Annotated in this window: 16 protein-coding genes and 1 tRNA gene; 9 read left to right on the forward strand and 8 right to left on the reverse strand. The window is 71.0% G+C overall.

All coding sequences use genetic code 11. The features are described 5' to 3' along the window. The first annotated feature begins 111 nt into the window (after positions 1–111). Together AB3M83_RS02700 and AB3M83_RS02705 are read left to right on the forward strand one after the other, a co-directional pair. Positions 112–630, forward strand: a complete 519-nt coding sequence (locus AB3M83_RS02700) for an amino-acid N-acetyltransferase (protein WP_412944868.1) — start codon at positions 112–114, stop codon at positions 628–630. 45 nt (positions 631–675) lie between these two features. Beyond that, on the forward strand, positions 676–1,377 hold the full coding sequence (locus AB3M83_RS02705; RefSeq protein ID WP_412944869.1) for a hypothetical protein: 702 nt from the start codon (positions 676–678) through the stop codon (positions 1,375–1,377). Positions 1,378–1,662: 285 nt separating this feature from the next. Here the strand turns inward: AB3M83_RS02705 and AB3M83_RS02710 are convergent, their stop codons facing one another. The 4 genes from AB3M83_RS02710 to AB3M83_RS02725 all read right to left on the reverse strand — a co-directional run bounded on the left by AB3M83_RS02710 (position 1,663) and on the right by AB3M83_RS02725 (position 5,988). Continuing rightward, positions 1,663–2,064: a dehydrogenase gene (locus AB3M83_RS02710; RefSeq protein ID WP_412944870.1), complete on the reverse strand. Its 402-nt coding sequence runs from the start codon at positions 2,062–2,064 to the stop codon at positions 1,663–1,665. Between the two features lie 74 nt (positions 2,065–2,138). Beyond that, positions 2,139–3,503, reverse strand: coding sequence for a DNA repair protein RadA (gene radA / locus AB3M83_RS02715; RefSeq protein ID WP_412944871.1), 1,365 nt, complete (start codon positions 3,501–3,503; stop codon positions 2,139–2,141). A gap of 102 nt (positions 3,504–3,605) precedes the next feature. Then, the gene (locus tag AB3M83_RS02720) at positions 3,606–4,559 is read right to left on the reverse strand and encodes an L-lactate dehydrogenase (RefSeq protein ID WP_412944872.1); all 954 of its coding nucleotides are present in this window, start codon (positions 4,557–4,559) and stop codon (positions 3,606–3,608) included. 55 nt (positions 4,560–4,614) lie between these two features. Then, positions 4,615–5,988 (reverse strand): MFS transporter, encoded by a 1,374-nt coding sequence (locus AB3M83_RS02725; RefSeq protein ID WP_412944874.1) that lies wholly within the window; start codon positions 5,986–5,988, stop codon positions 4,615–4,617. A gap of 106 nt (positions 5,989–6,094) precedes the next feature. On the opposite strand from AB3M83_RS02725, the gene AB3M83_RS02730 reads away from it, so the two are divergent. The 3 genes from AB3M83_RS02730 to aqpZ all read left to right on the forward strand — a co-directional run bounded on the left by AB3M83_RS02730 (position 6,095) and on the right by aqpZ (position 8,081). Further along, positions 6,095–6,778: a DUF899 domain-containing protein gene (locus tag AB3M83_RS02730; RefSeq protein ID WP_412944875.1), complete on the forward strand. Its 684-nt coding sequence runs from the start codon at positions 6,095–6,097 to the stop codon at positions 6,776–6,778. A gap of 60 nt (positions 6,779–6,838) precedes the next feature. Beyond that, positions 6,839–6,929: transfer RNA gene (locus AB3M83_RS02735), tRNA-Ser, on the forward strand. Between the two features lie 345 nt (positions 6,930–7,274). Next, positions 7,275–8,081 (forward strand): aquaporin Z, encoded by an 807-nt coding sequence (aqpZ, locus tag AB3M83_RS02740; protein WP_412944876.1) that lies wholly within the window; start codon positions 7,275–7,277, stop codon positions 8,079–8,081. Positions 8,082–8,153: 72 nt separating this feature from the next. On the opposite strand, the gene AB3M83_RS02745 is transcribed toward aqpZ, so the two are convergent. The 3 genes from AB3M83_RS02745 to nhaA form a co-directional block, all read right to left on the reverse strand. Next, entirely contained in the window at positions 8,154–9,020 is an 867-nt protein-coding gene (locus AB3M83_RS02745) for an AraC family transcriptional regulator (protein ID WP_412944877.1), read from the reverse strand. A 130-nt stretch (positions 9,021–9,150) separates the two neighbouring features. Continuing rightward, complete coding sequence (locus AB3M83_RS02750) at positions 9,151–9,666, reverse strand: hypothetical protein (protein WP_412944878.1); 516 nt, start codon at positions 9,664–9,666, stop codon at positions 9,151–9,153. A gap of 84 nt (positions 9,667–9,750) precedes the next feature. Then, the gene (gene nhaA, locus AB3M83_RS02755; RefSeq protein ID WP_412944880.1) at positions 9,751–11,112 is read right to left on the reverse strand and encodes a Na+/H+ antiporter NhaA; all 1,362 of its coding nucleotides are present in this window, start codon (positions 11,110–11,112) and stop codon (positions 9,751–9,753) included. A 144-nt stretch (positions 11,113–11,256) separates the two neighbouring features. Here nhaA and AB3M83_RS02760 point away from each other — a divergent pair, with 144 nt between their 5' ends. The 3 genes from AB3M83_RS02760 to AB3M83_RS02770 all read left to right on the forward strand — a co-directional run bounded on the left by AB3M83_RS02760 (position 11,257) and on the right by AB3M83_RS02770 (position 12,581). Beyond that, positions 11,257–11,451, forward strand: coding sequence for a hypothetical protein (locus AB3M83_RS02760; RefSeq protein WP_412944881.1), 195 nt, complete (start codon positions 11,257–11,259; stop codon positions 11,449–11,451). An 88-nt stretch (positions 11,452–11,539) separates the two neighbouring features. Beyond that, positions 11,540–11,761, forward strand: coding sequence for a hypothetical protein (locus tag AB3M83_RS02765; protein WP_412944883.1), 222 nt, complete (start codon positions 11,540–11,542; stop codon positions 11,759–11,761). A 79-nt stretch (positions 11,762–11,840) separates the two neighbouring features. After that, positions 11,841–12,581: a hypothetical protein gene (locus tag AB3M83_RS02770; RefSeq protein ID WP_412944884.1), complete on the forward strand. Its 741-nt coding sequence runs from the start codon at positions 11,841–11,843 to the stop codon at positions 12,579–12,581. 84 nt (positions 12,582–12,665) lie between these two features. Here AB3M83_RS02770 and AB3M83_RS02775 read toward each other — a convergent pair whose 3' ends face one another. Next, entirely contained in the window at positions 12,666–13,010 is a 345-nt protein-coding gene (locus AB3M83_RS02775) for a hypothetical protein (RefSeq protein WP_412944885.1), read from the reverse strand. Positions 13,011–13,182: 172 nt separating this feature from the next. Between AB3M83_RS02775 and AB3M83_RS02780 the strand changes: the two genes are divergently transcribed. Next, a complete protein-coding gene (locus AB3M83_RS02780; RefSeq protein WP_412944887.1) occupies positions 13,183–14,484 on the forward strand; it encodes a cytochrome P450 in 1,302 nt (433 codons plus the stop codon). Positions 14,485–14,553 lie beyond the last annotated feature (69 nt).

A 14,553-nucleotide genomic window follows, 5' to 3' on the forward strand; every position in this document is an offset into this window, starting at 1 on the left:
GGGTTCGGGTTCCTGCTGTGTCCAGCGTAGGGGCGGCCGCCGCGTGCTCGGTGCGCCGTGACGTCCCGGACCGCCGGCCGGCGGCCCGGGACGGCGCAATACAGTGGAGGCATGACCGACGCGCCGGAGGACACCGACTACGAGGTGCGCCCCGCGCGTACGACCGACATCCCCGGCATCCTGTCCCTCCTCGAGCCGTGGGTGCAGAAGCGCATCCTGCTGGGCAAGGAGCGCGTGACGCTGTACGAGACGGTGCAGGAGTTCGTCGTCGCAGCGGCGGGCGACCGGCTCGTCGGCTGCGGCGCGCTGCACGTCATGTGGGAGGACCTCGGCGAGATCCGCACCCTGATCGTCGCCGACGACTGGCTGCACCGGGGCGTCGGCGGCGCCGTCGTCGACGCGCTGGAGCGGAAGGCGCGGATGCTGGGGCTGACGCGCCTGTTCTGCCTCACGTTCGAGGTGCCGTTCTTCGCCCGCCGCGGCTTCGAGACGATCGGGGAGCAGGTGGTCGACCCGGACGTGTACTCGCAGCTGCTGCGCAGCCCCGACGAGGGGGTCGCCGAGTTCCTCGACCTCGCGCACGTGAAGCCGAACACCCTGGGCAACACCCGCATGCTGAAGCTGTTGTAGGCGCGCCGGGCGGGCGCGACGATCACGGCCGCTTAGCCTGGTTCCGTGAGCAGCCCGACCCCTCGCCGCCGGCCGACGCCGGCCGTCTACCGCCGCCGGCGGCTGGCCGTCGTGCTCATCGCGCTGCTCATCGTGGGCGGCATCGTCGCGCTCGTGATCTGGCAGCCGTGGCGGATGTGGACGGATGCGGCGGGCGTCCCGCAGCCGGGCGCCTCACCGTCGGCGACCGGGACCACCCCTCCCGCTCCGACGCCGAGCGGTCCGCCGTCGCCCGCGGCATCCGTCGCGCCGTCGCCGTCGCCGACGCCGACCAGATCCGCGTCGGGCGGTGACGGTGACGAGGAGATCGAGCCGTGCACGACCGGCGATGTCACCGTCACGGCGGTCGCCGACAAGGGGGCGTACGGGACGGGCGAGATGCCGCAGCTGTCGATCCGGCTCGTGAACGACACCGAGTTCCCGTGTCTGATCAATGTCGGCACGGCGGCGCAGACGTTCGAGATCACGAGCGGAAGCGACACGTGGTGGCGGTCGACGGACTGCCAGGAGGACTCCAGCGATCAGGTGGTGCAGCTCGAGGGCGGCCAGGCGGTCGCCAGTGCCGCCCCGATCGTCTGGGATCGGACGCGGTCCGCGGTGGACACCTGCAAGGGGAAACGTCAGAGCGCACTGCCCGGGTGGTACAACCTCACCGTGTCGATCGGCGGCATCGAATCGGTGGAGCCGGCGCAGTTCACGCTTCGTTAGAGCGCTCTCTTCTCGGCCCGCGGGACTCTGAGAAGATTCTCATCGGATAAGTGGGTGCCGGGGGGTGTCGCCGGCGATGTCGGCGCGTAGCCTTGAATCAGCTCCCGGTGGCAGCCCCCGTTGTCCCCAGCATCGGAGTCTCGTCGAACCCCAGAGACGAGACGATCGGTTCCTGCTTCCGGTGAGCGACGGGCCCTCTCGACTTTCCCAGTCCCCAATGGGGAGTTCGAGAGGGCCCTCACTCTTTCCCGCTCAGGGTCTTTCGCCGCTCGGGATGCTCCGGGCTCAGGCGTCGAGCGCGGCGATGAGATCGGCGGGTGCGGCCTGCATCGGGTGGGGCCCCGCGATGTCGAAGAAGACGGTCGTGATGTGGGCTTCGTGCGTGCCGAGGAAGGCCCGCAGCCAGCCGGGCGACTGCAGCCCCACGGCGGCCGGAAGGGCCGCAGGCTTGTTCGCCGCGTCGCTGAACAGGAGCAGGGCGATGTCGCCCGTGCCCGGATCGCGGTAGGTCCAGACGTCGCCGCTGTCGCGGGGGTCGTCCCGCTGACCGGGGCGGAGGAGCGGCACGATGGTCGGACCGTGTCGCAGGGCGAAGGCGAGTGCCGCCATGTCCTGTGTCTGCAACGCATCCGCCAGCTGGGTGTTGCGGAACTCGAGGGGCTTCTTGTCGCGCTTCTTCCCAGCCATGCCTCCAGCCTACGTGGCGTGCCGAGTGCGTCCCGGGCCCGCGGGCGCGGCACCTCGGCGAGGGTGGGGGCCGGTCAGAAGGTGGGCGCGTCGGCGGCGGCTGCGGCCGGAGCGTGGTGGCGCGTGCGCTCGGCGAGCGCGCTCCGGAGCGTGCCGGCCGACATGTCGATGACGGCCCGGTATCCCAGCCGCGCCGCCTCGGCTCGGCGCTGGTCGTGCTGCGTCACGCGGCGGATCTCACCGGACAGGCTCAGCTCGCCGATCGCGGCGAGCTGAGGCGGGTTCGGACGCTCGGATGCCGCGCTCGCGATCGCCAACGCGATCGCGAGGTCGGCTGCCGGCTCGGTGAGGCGGACACCGCCGACGGTCGAGACGTAGACGTCCTGGTCGGACAGCCTGATGCCGGCGCGCTTCTCGAGCACGGCCAGCACCATGGCGACGCGTGCGGCGTCGACGCCGCTCACGATCCGTCGAGGGTTCGGGGCGCCGGTCGGGAGAGTCAGCGCCTGCACCTCGACCGGGAGCGCGCGTCGGCCTTCGAGGGCGACCGTGACGCACGTGCCCGGCTCGCTGCGTCGCGTGCTCAGGAACAGCGAGCTCGGATCGGGGACCTCGGCGATCCCCGTGCCGGTCATGTCGAAGCATCCCACCTCGTCCGTCGCCCCGAAGCGGTTCTTCAACGCCCTCACGAACCGCAGCGAGGTCTGCCGGTCGCCTTCGAAGTGGCAGACGACGTCGACGAGGTGCTCGAGCACCCGGGGCCCGGCGACCTGGCCGTCCTTCGTGACGTGGCCGACGATGATGACCGGCAGGTCCCGTTCCTTGGCGACCCGGATGAGGGTCGAGGCGACCTCGCGCACCTGACTCGGCTGCCCCGCGGAGCCCTCGATCAGCGACGACGACACCGTCTGCACGGAATCGACGATCAGCAGGTCGGGTCGCACGTTGTCGATGTGCCCGAGAGTGGTCGCGAGGTCCGTCTCGCTGGCGAGGTAGAGCTCCTCGTGCAGCGCGCCGGTGCGCTCCGCGCGCAGCCGCACCTGGCTGAGGGATTCCTCGGCGCTGACGTACAGCACCCGTCGCCCCGACCGCGCGCTCTGCGCCGCAACCTCGATCAGCAGCGTCGACTTGCCGACGCCCGGCTCACCCGACAGCAGGATCGCCGCGCCCGGGACGATGCCGCCGCCGAGGACGCGGTCGAACTCGCCCACGCCGCTCGTCCGCCGCGGCGTCTCGCGGGTGTCGATGTCGGTGATCGGCCGCGCGCTGCGCGTCGGCACCAAGGGTGTGACGGATGCCGTGATGCCCGTCTGCGTGGCGGCTTCGACCACGGTGCCCCACTGCTGGCATTCGCCGCAGCGGCCGGCCCACTTCGCCGTCGTCCAGCCGCACTCGGTGCAGCGGAACGCGGCGGTGGGCGCGGATCGTCGGGATGCCATGGAAGCCAGGCTATCGGCGGCGTCCGACATCACGTGGTGCGCTCGCCGCCGGTGGGCGGCGGAGTGCACCGCAGGCGCCCCGGGGAGCCCGAGGCGCCGTTGTCAGCGCAGCAGGTCGGCGACGCCCGTCAGGGCGTCCGCGGAGCGGCGCAGCAGGTCCAGTTCCGCCGCATCCATCGACGTCTCGCGGATCGGCTTCGCGCCGGCGCTGTTGACGACCGACGGGACCGAGAGGGCGACGCCGTCGATGCCGTGGAAGTCGTGCAGGACCGTCGAGACCGGCATGACCGCGTTCTGATCGCCGAGGATCGCCTCAACGATGCGTGCGCTCGAGACGCCGATCGCGTAGTTCGTCGCACCCTTGCCGCGGATGACCTGATACGCGGCGTTCCGGACGTCATCGGCGATCTGGTCGAGCTCGGCCGGGGTGAACTTCGGCTGCCCGTCGAGCGGTTCCCAGTCGAGGATCGGGACGGTGCCGATGGCGGTGTGCGACCACAGCGGGAACTCGGTGTCGCCGTGCTCGCCGACGATGTACGCGTGCACGCTGGTGGGCGACACGCCCGCTCGCTGAGCGAGCTTCCACCGCAGGCGCGACGTGTCGAGGACGGTGCCGGACGCGAGGATCCGCTCCGGCGGCAGCCCGGTGACCTCCTGCCCGATGACGGTGAGCACGTCGCAGGGGTTGGTGACGATCACGTAGATGGCGTCCGGGGCGACCTCGAGCAGCTGCGGGAGCATCGTGCGCAGGATGCCCGCGTTCACGCCGGCGAGCTCGGTGCGCGTCTGGCCGGGGTTCTGCTTGGCGCCCGCGGTGACGACCACGACGTGCGAGCCCGCTGCGACGGAGATGTCCGAGCCGCCGATGATGTCGCTCGAGCCGGTGAACTGGGAGCCATGCGCGAGGTCGAGGACTTCCGCCTCGACCTTCTCGGTGGCGATGTCGTACAGGGCGACATGGCGGGCGGAGCCGCGGAGGAGGGCAGCGTAAGCCACGCTCGAGCCGACAGCGCCGGCTCCGACGACCGTGAGTTTCGAGTTCTCGATGACGCTCATACCACAAGTGTGTCAGCCTGGCGGCATCCGCGCCCCTGCTGATGTGAGGGGGTCGTCAGCTCGTCTCGGCGGATCTCTCGGTGCGGATGCCCAGGAACGCGATGACACCGCCGACAGCGAGCAGCGCCGCGGTGACGATCGCCGCCCGGTGGAAGCCCTCCAGATCGAGCGAGCCGCCGACGATGGCGGCGAGGACGGCGATCACGACGAGTCCGGCGATGCGGGCGACGGCGTTGTTGGTGGCGGAGGCGATGCCGCTGCGCGTGCCGCCGATGGCGCCGAGGATCGTCGCGGTGAGGGGTGACACGGTGAGGGCGAGCCCCAGCCCGAAGACGACCAGCGAGGGCAGGACCTGCGTCCAGTAGTCGAAGTCCTCCCGCACGGTCAGCAGGAGGAGCGCACCGGCCGCCATGAGGAGAGGGCCGGCCGTCATGAACAGGCGCGCGCCGAATCTGCCGGCGAGCGAGCCGACGACCGAGCTGAGGGCGATCAGGAGCACGGTGGCGGGCAGGCTCGCGAGCCCGGCCAGGGTCGCGCTGAGGCCGGCGCCCTGCTGGAGGTAGACCCCGACGACGAAGCCGTTCAGCGACAGGGCGGCGTAGACGAAGAACGTGGACAGGTTGCCGGTCCAGAAATTCCGCACCCTGAAGATCTCCAGCGGGAGGATGGGGAAGCGCGTCGTTCGCTGACGCAGCAAGAACGCCGTGAACAGCACCACGCCGCCGACCAGCGGCAGCCAGATCATCGGGTTCGTCCACCCGAGGTTCGGCTGCTCGATGAGGGCGAAGACGATGCCGCCGAGCCCGATCGTGCAAAGGACGGCGCTGAGGACGTCGATCCGCGCGTCGGGGGCACGGTGGTCCGCGGCGCGCAGCCGGGTCAGCAGCACGAACGTCGCCGCGATGGGGAGGATGTTCACGAGGAACGCGAAGCGCCACGACAGCGTGTCGACGAAGATGCCGCCGAGGAGAGGGCCGAACAGGCTCGCGCCGGTGGTCCACGCGGTCCACTGGCCGATGGCACGGGACTGCGCCGTCCCCTGCAGGAGCGAGGTGATGAGAGCGAGCGAGCTCGGCACCAGGAAGGCGCCCGCCGCACCCTGAACCGCCCGCGCGATGATGAGGGTGACGGGTTCGGGGGCGAGGCCGACGCCGAGCGAGGCGATGCCGAAGCCGATGAGACCGATGCGCAGGACGAGGAGGCGACCGAAGGCGTCGCTCACCGAACCGGCGAAGAGGATGAGCGAGCTCAGTGTGAGCAGATACGCGTCGACGGTCCACTGCTGGGTGACGAGGCCGCCGCCGAGTTCGTCGCTCATCGCGGGGAGGGCGACGTTCACGATGGTGCCGTCGAGGAAGGCGACCGCCGACGCGAGCGCCGTGACGGCGACGATGAGCCCCGCCTGCGGGGCCGGTGCCGATGCGCTCACCCTGCGCATCGTACGCCCTGGGCCGCGGCGCTGTGCGCGGCCCCCTGTCCCCGGCATCCGTCCTCGGCGTACCCTGCCGAGAACGGATGCCATCGGAGGAGATGCCATGACCGCTCTGCCCCCTGTCGTCGACGCCGTCACGTGGCGCCGGGAGCTCGACGCTTTGCGGGTGCGGGAGAAGGCGGCGACGCGTGAGCTGGACGCGATCGCCGCGCAGCGCCGGCGGCTCCCCATGGTGGAGCTGCCGGAGTACACCCTCGAGGGGGAGGACGGTCCCGTCCGGCTGGCGGACGTCTTCGCGGGCAGGTCGCAGCTGATCGTCTACAACCACATGTGGTTTCCGGGGAAGCGGTGGCAGTGCCCGGGATGCACGGGATGGACCGCCCAGTTCACCCGGACCGGGTTCCTCGAACCGTACGACGCGCGGTTCGTGATCGTGACGCAGGGGCCGATCGGGGAGGCGCTGGCGTACAAGCGGCGTGTGGGCAATGCGATGGAGTGGTATTCGACGGCGAACAGCCCGTTCGGGGCCGACATGGGAGCGCCGCCGGACGCCGGGTTCGCCGTCAACGTGTTCCTCCGCGACGGCGACACCGTCTACCGGACGTGGCACACGGACGGCCGCGGCACCGAGCAGCTCGGCCACCTGCACGGCCTCATCGACGTGCTCCCGTGGGGACGGCAGGAAGAGTGGCAGGACTCTCCGAGCGGGTGGCCGCAGCACGGCACCTACGACGAGGGCACCCCATCGCAGCTGATCGGGGCGCTGTACGGCGACCCCGAGGCGTGAGGCCGGACGGCCGGGCCGCGTGATTCGCGGCATCCCTCTCTGTGTCGTAAGCTGGACGACGGTGACGTGTCCGAGCGGCCGAAGGTGCAACTCTCGAAAAGTTGTGTAGGGTAACCCCCTACCGTGGGTTCAAATCCCACCGTCACCGCCAGCTGAGAAGCCCCGCGAACCCTTGTGAACACAGGGATCGCGGGGCTTTCTCGTTGCCACGGAGCGGGTCGCGCGAAGGCTCCTGAGGCGCGCGCGGCATCTCTCCGGGCCTCGCCGGGCCCGTCGTCCGAGGACCGCTGGCCGTCGTGCTCGCCTCCTCGCCTCGCCCGCGGACGATTGCGCTGGACACCGCTGGGGCGCTATACCGAGATCGCGCACAACGCCGTGCACGGTTCGGAAAGCGCCGTCACGGCTTCGGGCAGGGCGATGGAGAGTACGCCGAGTACGCCATTCGCGGGCATCACCACCTCGGTTCAGTTCCCACCACCACTCGGAAGGAACCATCATGACTGACCCCAAGCCGGAACAATCGGTCGAACCCACCGAGCTCCAGCACACTCCCGTCGCCACGGCTGCGGGGCCCTCGCGGCTCGCGATCCTGATGGCGGAGGCGCTCGGGACGTTCCTCCTCGTCCTGGGCGGCGTCGGTTCGGCGCTCCTCGCGGCGGACTTCGGCGCAAGTGACAACGGCACGTCGCTCGGTATCGGATTCGTCGGGGTGTCGCTCGCCTTCGGTCTCACCGTCGTCGCCGGGGCCTACGCATTCGGCCCCATCTCGGGCGGGCACTTCAACCCGGCCGTCACCATCGGGCTTGCGACAGCGGGCCGGTTCCCGTGGCGAGACACCGGCGGCTACATCGTCGCGCAGGTCGTCGGCGGCCTGCTGGCCACGTCGCTTCTGGCCCTCATCGGATCGTCCGCGCCCGGATGGTTCGACGCAGCGCACGAGGGCGGGTTCGCCAGCAACGGCTTCGGAGAGCTGTCGCCGGGAGGCTTCGGGATCCTCGGCGCGATCGTCGTGGAAGTGCTGTTCACGGCGATCTTCCTCCTGGTCATCCTCGGCGTCACCCACCCCACTCGCGGGAACCCGGCGTTCGCCGGTCTGGTGATCGGCCTCACACTGACACTCATCCACCTCGTCACGATCCCCGTGGACAACACCTCCGTGAACCCCGCTCGCTCGATCGCGGCCGCGGCCTTCGGCGGCGCCGACCCTCTCGCGCAGCTCTGGGTGTTCATCGTCTTCCCGATCGTGGGAGCCGCGCTCGCCGGCGTCCTGCACAAGACCCTGCTGGACCGCACGCGTCGGTGAATGCCGCACGGGACGGCATCCACCGCGAGCGTCTGGAAGGAACCCAGCGTGGCGACGCCCGAGCCTGCTCGATCAGGCGCGCTCCACGGGGAGCCACAACTCGCAGACCGCTGTCCGGAAGTCGTCGGCGCGGTCGAGCACCGCGACGATCGATGGCCCCGGCACGAGCCGCCACGGATTGGACGGGAACCAGTCCGCCGCCGTCGCCGCCCAGGCCTCCTGCAGCGCAGCGGGGTACTCGCCCTCGATGCGGAACACCGCCCACAGACCAGCGGGGACCGCGATCGTGTCGAGATCGCTCGGCACCGTCGTCGTCTCGGTGACGGCGACACCGTGCAGGTACGTCAGCTCGCTGCCCTCGGTGTAATCCGGGTCGACCCCGTCGCTCACCTGGAGCAGGCCGGCTGGTTCGGTGTCGCTCAGCTCCTTGAGGGAAGCGTGCGCCGATGCCGGCAGAGAGGAGATGTGGGCGTGGATACGAGGGTTGACGCCCTCGTGGATGAGCGGCACTCGGGTGGCGTAGCCGACGAGGCGGAAGGCCGGTCGTTCGATGATGCGGGTGTCCATGGTGATGTTCCCTTCTACGGTCAGGCGGAACCTGATCTGCGGTTGCGTCCGAAGGGGGCCGCCATCTCGTCTGACGTGACCGACACCGACGCCGTGAACCGCCCGGAACGCTCGACCGAACGCCTCCGTGGACCCGTAGCCGTAGCGCACCGCGATGCTCAACAGATCGCCGCCGCCGAGCACGTCTGCCGCTGCGACCGACATGCGGCGGCGCCGGACATACTCCGACAGGGGCATCCCGGCGAGGGACGAGAACATCCGGCGGAGGTGGTACTCCGTCGTGCCGACGTCCGCCGCCAGTGCAGCGACGTCCAGGTCGTCGCCCAGACGCTCCTCGACCAGCTCGGTCAGCCTGTTCAGCTCCGCGATCATGGTGCCTCCTTCGACATCAACACTCGCCGGTCGTCACGATCGGCACCCTACTATCGGGGTCCGATCGGATCGCCCTCCACCGACGAGCGCAGCGACGGGCAGCCGATGCCTCTCCGGTCGTTCCGGGTCGCTAGAGGTATTCGTTCCTCGCGGCCGAGGCGATGGAGCGCTCTCGGATGTCGTCCCAGTCGAGGACCACGACGCCGTGCGCGCCGGCGGGGTCGCCGCATCGGGCGAGCAGTCGCTCGGTCAGCGTCGGGATGCTGCCGCACCCGCTGACGTCGAGGAAGGTGACCTCCACGTCGCGGGCGTTGTCGCGCACGAGGTCGGAGTGCAGTCGAGCACCCAGACCCGAGGCGAGTCGGTCGAAGCCTCCCATCAGGCGCGGCGGCAGCACGACGGCGAAGATGATGTGCTGGACGCTGCGGTGCCGTCTCGTCTCGGACAGGGCGGCCGCCGAGAGCGCACGCAGTCGATCCTTGCCCTGGTGGCGACTCTCGCCGCGGAGATCTGCGAACGCCAGCACGGCGCGCGGTCGTTCCGGAACGGGGTCGCCGTCGGCGAGGCGGTTGCCGTCGTCGAGCGCCGTGAGGTCGCGGACGAGCTCGGCATCCGTGTCGCCGAGCATCAGAACGGGGTGTTCCATCGGGTGCTTCCTGTTGCAGGGAACGGTCGGGCGACCGCTGCCGACCAGACTTCCCGGCTCACCATGTGTCGTGCTGGTGCGACACTACTCCGATCGCGACGCCCCGCCGGAAGGCGGCTCCTGATAGAGGTCCGGCGTGCCGTCGCCGTCGCTATCGACGGCTTCAGCGGCGGCGATCCGTCGATAGTGGCGATTGCGTCCGAGGAGGATGCCGGACGCGACCAGCGATGCCAGCAGCGATGCGGCCATGATGGCGATCTTCGCGTCGTCTGCCGCGGCGGACCCGGCGGGGAAGCTCAGCTCGGCGATGAGGAGGGAGACCGTGAACCCGATCCCGGCCAGCAGGGCGACGCCGAGCATGTCGATCCACCGGAGCGCGGGATGGAGGCGGATCCGCGTGACCAGGGTGAGGAGCCGGACGGAGACGAGGATCCCGATCGGCTTGCCCAGCACGAGACCCGCGACGATGCCGATCGCGACCGGGTCCGTGGTGGCGCGCGCGATGCCGTCCAGGCCGCCGACCGAGACGCCGGCGGCGAAGAACGCGAACACGGGCACGGCGAAGCCGCTGGAAAGCGGACGGAAGCGGTGCTCGAACTCCTCCGCCAGGTCGCGGGAGCGTGCCTCGGTGGCGCTCCGCCGCGCGGCCTTGACCGGGATCGTGAAAGCCAGCGCCACCCCTGCGATCGTGGCGTGCACGCCCGAGGCATGGAGGAACGCCCACGCCGCGAAGCCGATCGGAAGGAGGATGAGCCACGCGGCGAACGGGCGGCCGACGAAGAGCGATCGGAACCGGTTCGCGACGACGCCGTAGACGGCCACGATCGCGAGGGAGATCAGCAGCGGGGTGACGTGGATCTCCTCGGTGTAGAAGACCGCGATGATCCCGATCGCGATGAGGTCGTCGACCACGGCGAGCGTGAGGAGGAAGACCCGCAGCGGACTGGGCAGCTGAGAGCCGACGATCGCGAGCACCGCCACCGCGAAAGCGATGTCAGTGGCCGTGGGGACGGCCCACCCCTGGACGAGACCCTCCTGACCGCGCACCACCGCGACGTAGATGAGCGCCGGCACGATCACCCCGCCGACGGCCGCCGTGACGGGCACCACCGCGGTGCCGAACCTCCGCAGATCGCCGTTGACCAGCTCCCGTTTGAGCTCGAGGCCGACCAGGAAGAAGAACACCGCCAGGAGGCCGTCCGCTGCCCAGGCTCCCAGGCTCAGCTCGAGGTGCCACGGCTCGTAGCCGATGCGGAAGTCGCGGAACGCGAAGTACGACTCGGCGGCGGGCGAGTTGGCCCAGACGATGGCGATGACGGCGGCAGCGACGAGCAGGCCGCCGCCGACGGCTTCCTTCCGCAGGATGGCGGAGACGCGCCGGACTTCGGCATGTCCGGGCCAGGCGGGTGCGCGGGAGGTCGTGCGGGTGTCAGTGGACGAAGTCACAGAGATCCTCGGGGTCGACGACGATGGTGTCGACCAGACTTCCCGACTCACCGACGACCAGCCTACCGAAGCGGTCTGGGCGATCGCCTCACACCGCGGACCTCGCATCGACCGAGGCGGCACTTCTCGCGCTATGGTCGGCGCATGAATCGGCGATCGCGGGGCATCTGGCTGCTCATCGTGGGTGTTGTGGCGCTCGTGATCGGGGTGGGTCTCCTCTTCGCCGTCGGCTCCGTGCCGGCGCTCGTGGGCGGCGTCGTCCTCATCGTCGCCGCGGCGGCGGCCTTCTTCGCGGGCGGCCGCCTGTTCCGGCAGGCGGGCGGCGGCTCCGGCGGCTGAGGCGGGCCGCCCGGGCGCAGCCCCTGGTCTTCGGCGGCCGAGATGCCTAGCGTCGGAGCAGGACGCAGTTTCGAGGAGGAGGGTGAACGTGGAACCACGGAACCTGGAACCCGATGAGGACATCCCCGTCGCGGACCGGCTGGAGCAGGCGACACCCATCGCGGGGTCCGAGGAGGACCTCGACGGCGAGGTTGGCGGAGCCGGTGGCGACGTGAACGCCGACCCGGCGGACCGCTGGGATCAGGAGCGGGTCGTCGCGACCGGCGATGACGAGGAGTACGACGACCGATCGGCTCCATCGGACGACTGACGGCGAGGCCGCGCTCCCGCACCCGGGGCCGGCGGAGAACGACCTGACAGGCGGCGCCGGTCCGTGCCACGATGCTGGCATGGTGCCCTCGTTCGAGGAGGAACTGGGCGCGCTCCGTGAACGCGCCTACGGGCCGCATGCCGACATCGCGGCGGACCCCGACGCGCTCCGGCGCCTGCGCGAGCTCGAGATCGCGGGCCGGCCCTCCACCCCCGCACCGCCGCGCGGCGACAGCGACCGGCAGCCGCAGCCGGCTCCGTCCGACACTTCCTCCCCCCGCGACCCGATCCCCGTCGAGGCGTCACCCGACGCCGCGCAGCCCGATGTCGCCGAGCCGCGGACGCCGGGCCGGCGGCTCGTCGTCGCCTGGGCGGCATCCGTCGCGGTCGCGGCACTTCTCGCCGTCCTGGCGACCCTCGTGCTGACGCCCGGGCCGACCGCCGAGGTCGCCCCCGGGGTGTCGGCGCGCCAGGTCGCCGAGGTGGTCCTCGAGCCGGGTGTGGAGTGGCCCTCCGGCTTCGAGGCGGGATGGGCCGTCGACACCGGTGCGGTGTACCTCGGGGTGACGATGGTGCGCATGCAGGAGCGGGGCACCGCGGCATCCGAATGCCTCATGGTGTGGGTCCCGCTCACCGGTCAGGTCGCGCCCGACGACGGCACCGTGGAGGGCGGATGCCGGACGGGCGCGTTCCCGGCGCGGGCGGAGGTGCTCGTCGACCTCGATGCTCCCGCGGAGCTGCGTCAGCGCTTCGCGGTGGGCACGGCGCTGCAGTTCCTCCTCGTCGACGGTCGGGTGACCGTCTACAGCGACCGCGGCTAGGCGCCCCGCTCGCCGAGGACCGGGCAGGGGTCGCCGCATCCCATCGTGATGACGACGTCGGACTGCTGGCCGGCGCCGTTCCGATCAGGAGTGGTCGCGGGCGGCCAGGTGCGCGGCGGACTTCATCTCGATGAAGTCGCACAGGTCCGCGGCGATCTGCAGCTCGTCGGCCATCGTGTGCACCTGCGTGCTGCTGAGCGACGCCTGATCGAGCCGGGGTTCGAACGTGATCCGCCACAGCGATTCGCCGATCGCGATGGGCTCGACGTACACCGTGGTCGACGCGTTGCGGAGCGGGACGACGATGAGTCCGGTGTCGGACCCGTCGGAGCCGTCCTGCGGGACGACTTTGACGAGGTCCGCTCCCTCACGCGTGGCGGTGAACTCGGTCAGCCAGGTCTCGAGAGTGGCGAGGCTGCGGTACGGCATGGGTCGTCCTTTTCGTCTGTGCAGGCGGGGACCGGGGAAGCTCCGCTGCAAGCCGACAGTAACACCGCGGATGGCGTAGCCTCGCGCATCCTCATGGCGAGCGCGGTTATCACAACGGATGCCAGCCCGCCTCCCCGTGGACGGGGAAGATCCTCGGGCGCACGGTGGTGGCATGGCTGATCGAATCGTGGTCGATGACTCCGTCTTCCTGCTCACCCGCGGCTACCGTGTCGGGCACCGCATCTGGCGGCGCGTGCCGCGCGGATCCCGGTCGGCTCCCATGCGTCTGCTGCTCGACGATGCGCTGTTCGTCCGGGGCGCGGAAGGCGTCGAGCTGTTCTACGACGAGGACCGGATCGCGCGCTCGGGGGCGATGCCGCCGCTCATCCAGGAGTCGCTCTTCGGCCACGGCTCGGTGCACAGCCTCGACGGCGACGAGCACCGGCATCGGAAGGCGACGTTCGTCGAGGCGCTGTACCCCGATGCCCAGGTCGACCGGCTCGCTCCGCTGCTGGAGCAGGAGTGGCGTCGCGAGCAGTCGGACTGGCTCGGCGGCGGCACCCGCAGCGCCTACGACGCCGCCGTCGGAGCGCTCGGTCGCGCGATGATGCGGTGGGCGGGCGTCCCCGGGACGCCGGGCGCGAAGACCCGGTGGGCGGCCCGGCAGGCGCAGATCGTCGACGGATTCGGCGTGCCGTACTCGCCGGAGTACCTGCTGGCGATGACGAACCGGTGGTGGTCGGACCGCCACGCGCAGCGGCTGATCGAGGCGGTGCGATCCGGCGCGCTCACGACCGCCGAGGGCACGGCTCTGCACGCGTGGGCATGGCACCGGGATCGCGCGGGAGAGCTGCTCGAGCCGCGCCTCGCGGGGATCGAGCTCCAGAACAGCTTCCGCCCGATGATCGCCGTGTCGCGCTTCGTCGCGTTCGCCGCCAAGGAGCTCCACGATCGGCCGGAGTGGCGGCAGCGCATCGCGGCGGAGACCGCCGAGCGCGGCGCCCTCACCGGTGGCCCTCTGGCGACCGCGTTCGCCCAGGAGATCCGCCGCGCGGCGCCGTTCGTGCCGATGCTGCCCGCCTGGGCGAAGACCGACGTCGAACTGGATGGCCGGCGGGTCGCAGCGGGTGACCGTGTCGTCCTCGACATCCTCGGCACGAACACCGATGCATCGTCGTGGGAGCGTGCCGACGAGTTCGATCCCGAGCGCTTCGTCGGTGTCGACGACTACGAGTCCCTGGCGGCGTTCGTGCCGCAGGGCGGCGGCGGCGTCGCGACGGGTCATCGCTGTCCGGGGGAGAAGCTCACGATCGCCGCCCTCGCCACCGCGATCGCCGTGCTGAGCGACCCGCGCCTGACCGTCCGGGAGGACGGGCTGCGGGTGAACCTGCGTCGCATGCCGACGAAGCCCGCGTCCGGGGCGCGCGTGCGCGCTGCGGATGCCGCGCCGCGGTGCCCGTTCGCACGCCGCTGATCCCGGCGCGGACGCTCCGGCCGGACGTCTGCCACGAAGCGGGCGAGGGCGCAATCCCCTCGGGACGTT

This window comes from Microbacterium pasadenense, assembly GCF_047246565.1.
Classification (GTDB): domain Bacteria; phylum Actinomycetota; class Actinomycetes; order Actinomycetales; family Microbacteriaceae; genus Microbacterium.

Excerpts from the sequence above, each read along its gene's own strand:
- radA (WP_412944871.1), bottom strand. The coding sequence starts at position 3,503 with ATGGCATCCCGACGATCCGCGCCCACCGCCGCGTTCCGCTGCACCGAG.
- AB3M83_RS02745 (WP_412944877.1), bottom strand. The coding sequence starts at position 9,020 with ATGATCGCGGAGCTGAACAGGCTGACCGAGCTGGTCGAGGAGCGTCTG.
- AB3M83_RS02780 (WP_412944887.1), top strand. The coding sequence starts at position 13,183 with ATGGCTGATCGAATCGTGGTCGATGACTCCGTCTTCCTGCTCACCCGC.
- AB3M83_RS02760 (WP_412944881.1), top strand. The coding sequence starts at position 11,257 with ATGAATCGGCGATCGCGGGGCATCTGGCTGCTCATCGTGGGTGTTGTG.
- AB3M83_RS02710 (WP_412944870.1), bottom strand. The coding sequence starts at position 2,064 with ATGGCTGGGAAGAAGCGCGACAAGAAGCCCCTCGAGTTCCGCAACACC.
- AB3M83_RS02750 (WP_412944878.1), bottom strand. The coding sequence starts at position 9,666 with ATGGAACACCCCGTTCTGATGCTCGGCGACACGGATGCCGAGCTCGTC.
- aqpZ (WP_412944876.1), top strand. The coding sequence starts at position 7,275 with ATGACTGACCCCAAGCCGGAACAATCGGTCGAACCCACCGAGCTCCAG.
- AB3M83_RS02700 (WP_412944868.1), top strand. The coding sequence starts at position 112 with ATGACCGACGCGCCGGAGGACACCGACTACGAGGTGCGCCCCGCGCGT.
- AB3M83_RS02775 (WP_412944885.1), bottom strand. The coding sequence starts at position 13,010 with ATGCCGTACCGCAGCCTCGCCACTCTCGAGACCTGGCTGACCGAGTTC.
- AB3M83_RS02730 (WP_412944875.1), top strand. The coding sequence starts at position 6,095 with ATGACCGCTCTGCCCCCTGTCGTCGACGCCGTCACGTGGCGCCGGGAG.
- AB3M83_RS02770 (WP_412944884.1), top strand. The coding sequence starts at position 11,841 with ATGGTGCCCTCGTTCGAGGAGGAACTGGGCGCGCTCCGTGAACGCGCC.
- AB3M83_RS02720 (WP_412944872.1), bottom strand. The coding sequence starts at position 4,559 with ATGAGCGTCATCGAGAACTCGAAACTCACGGTCGTCGGAGCCGGCGCT.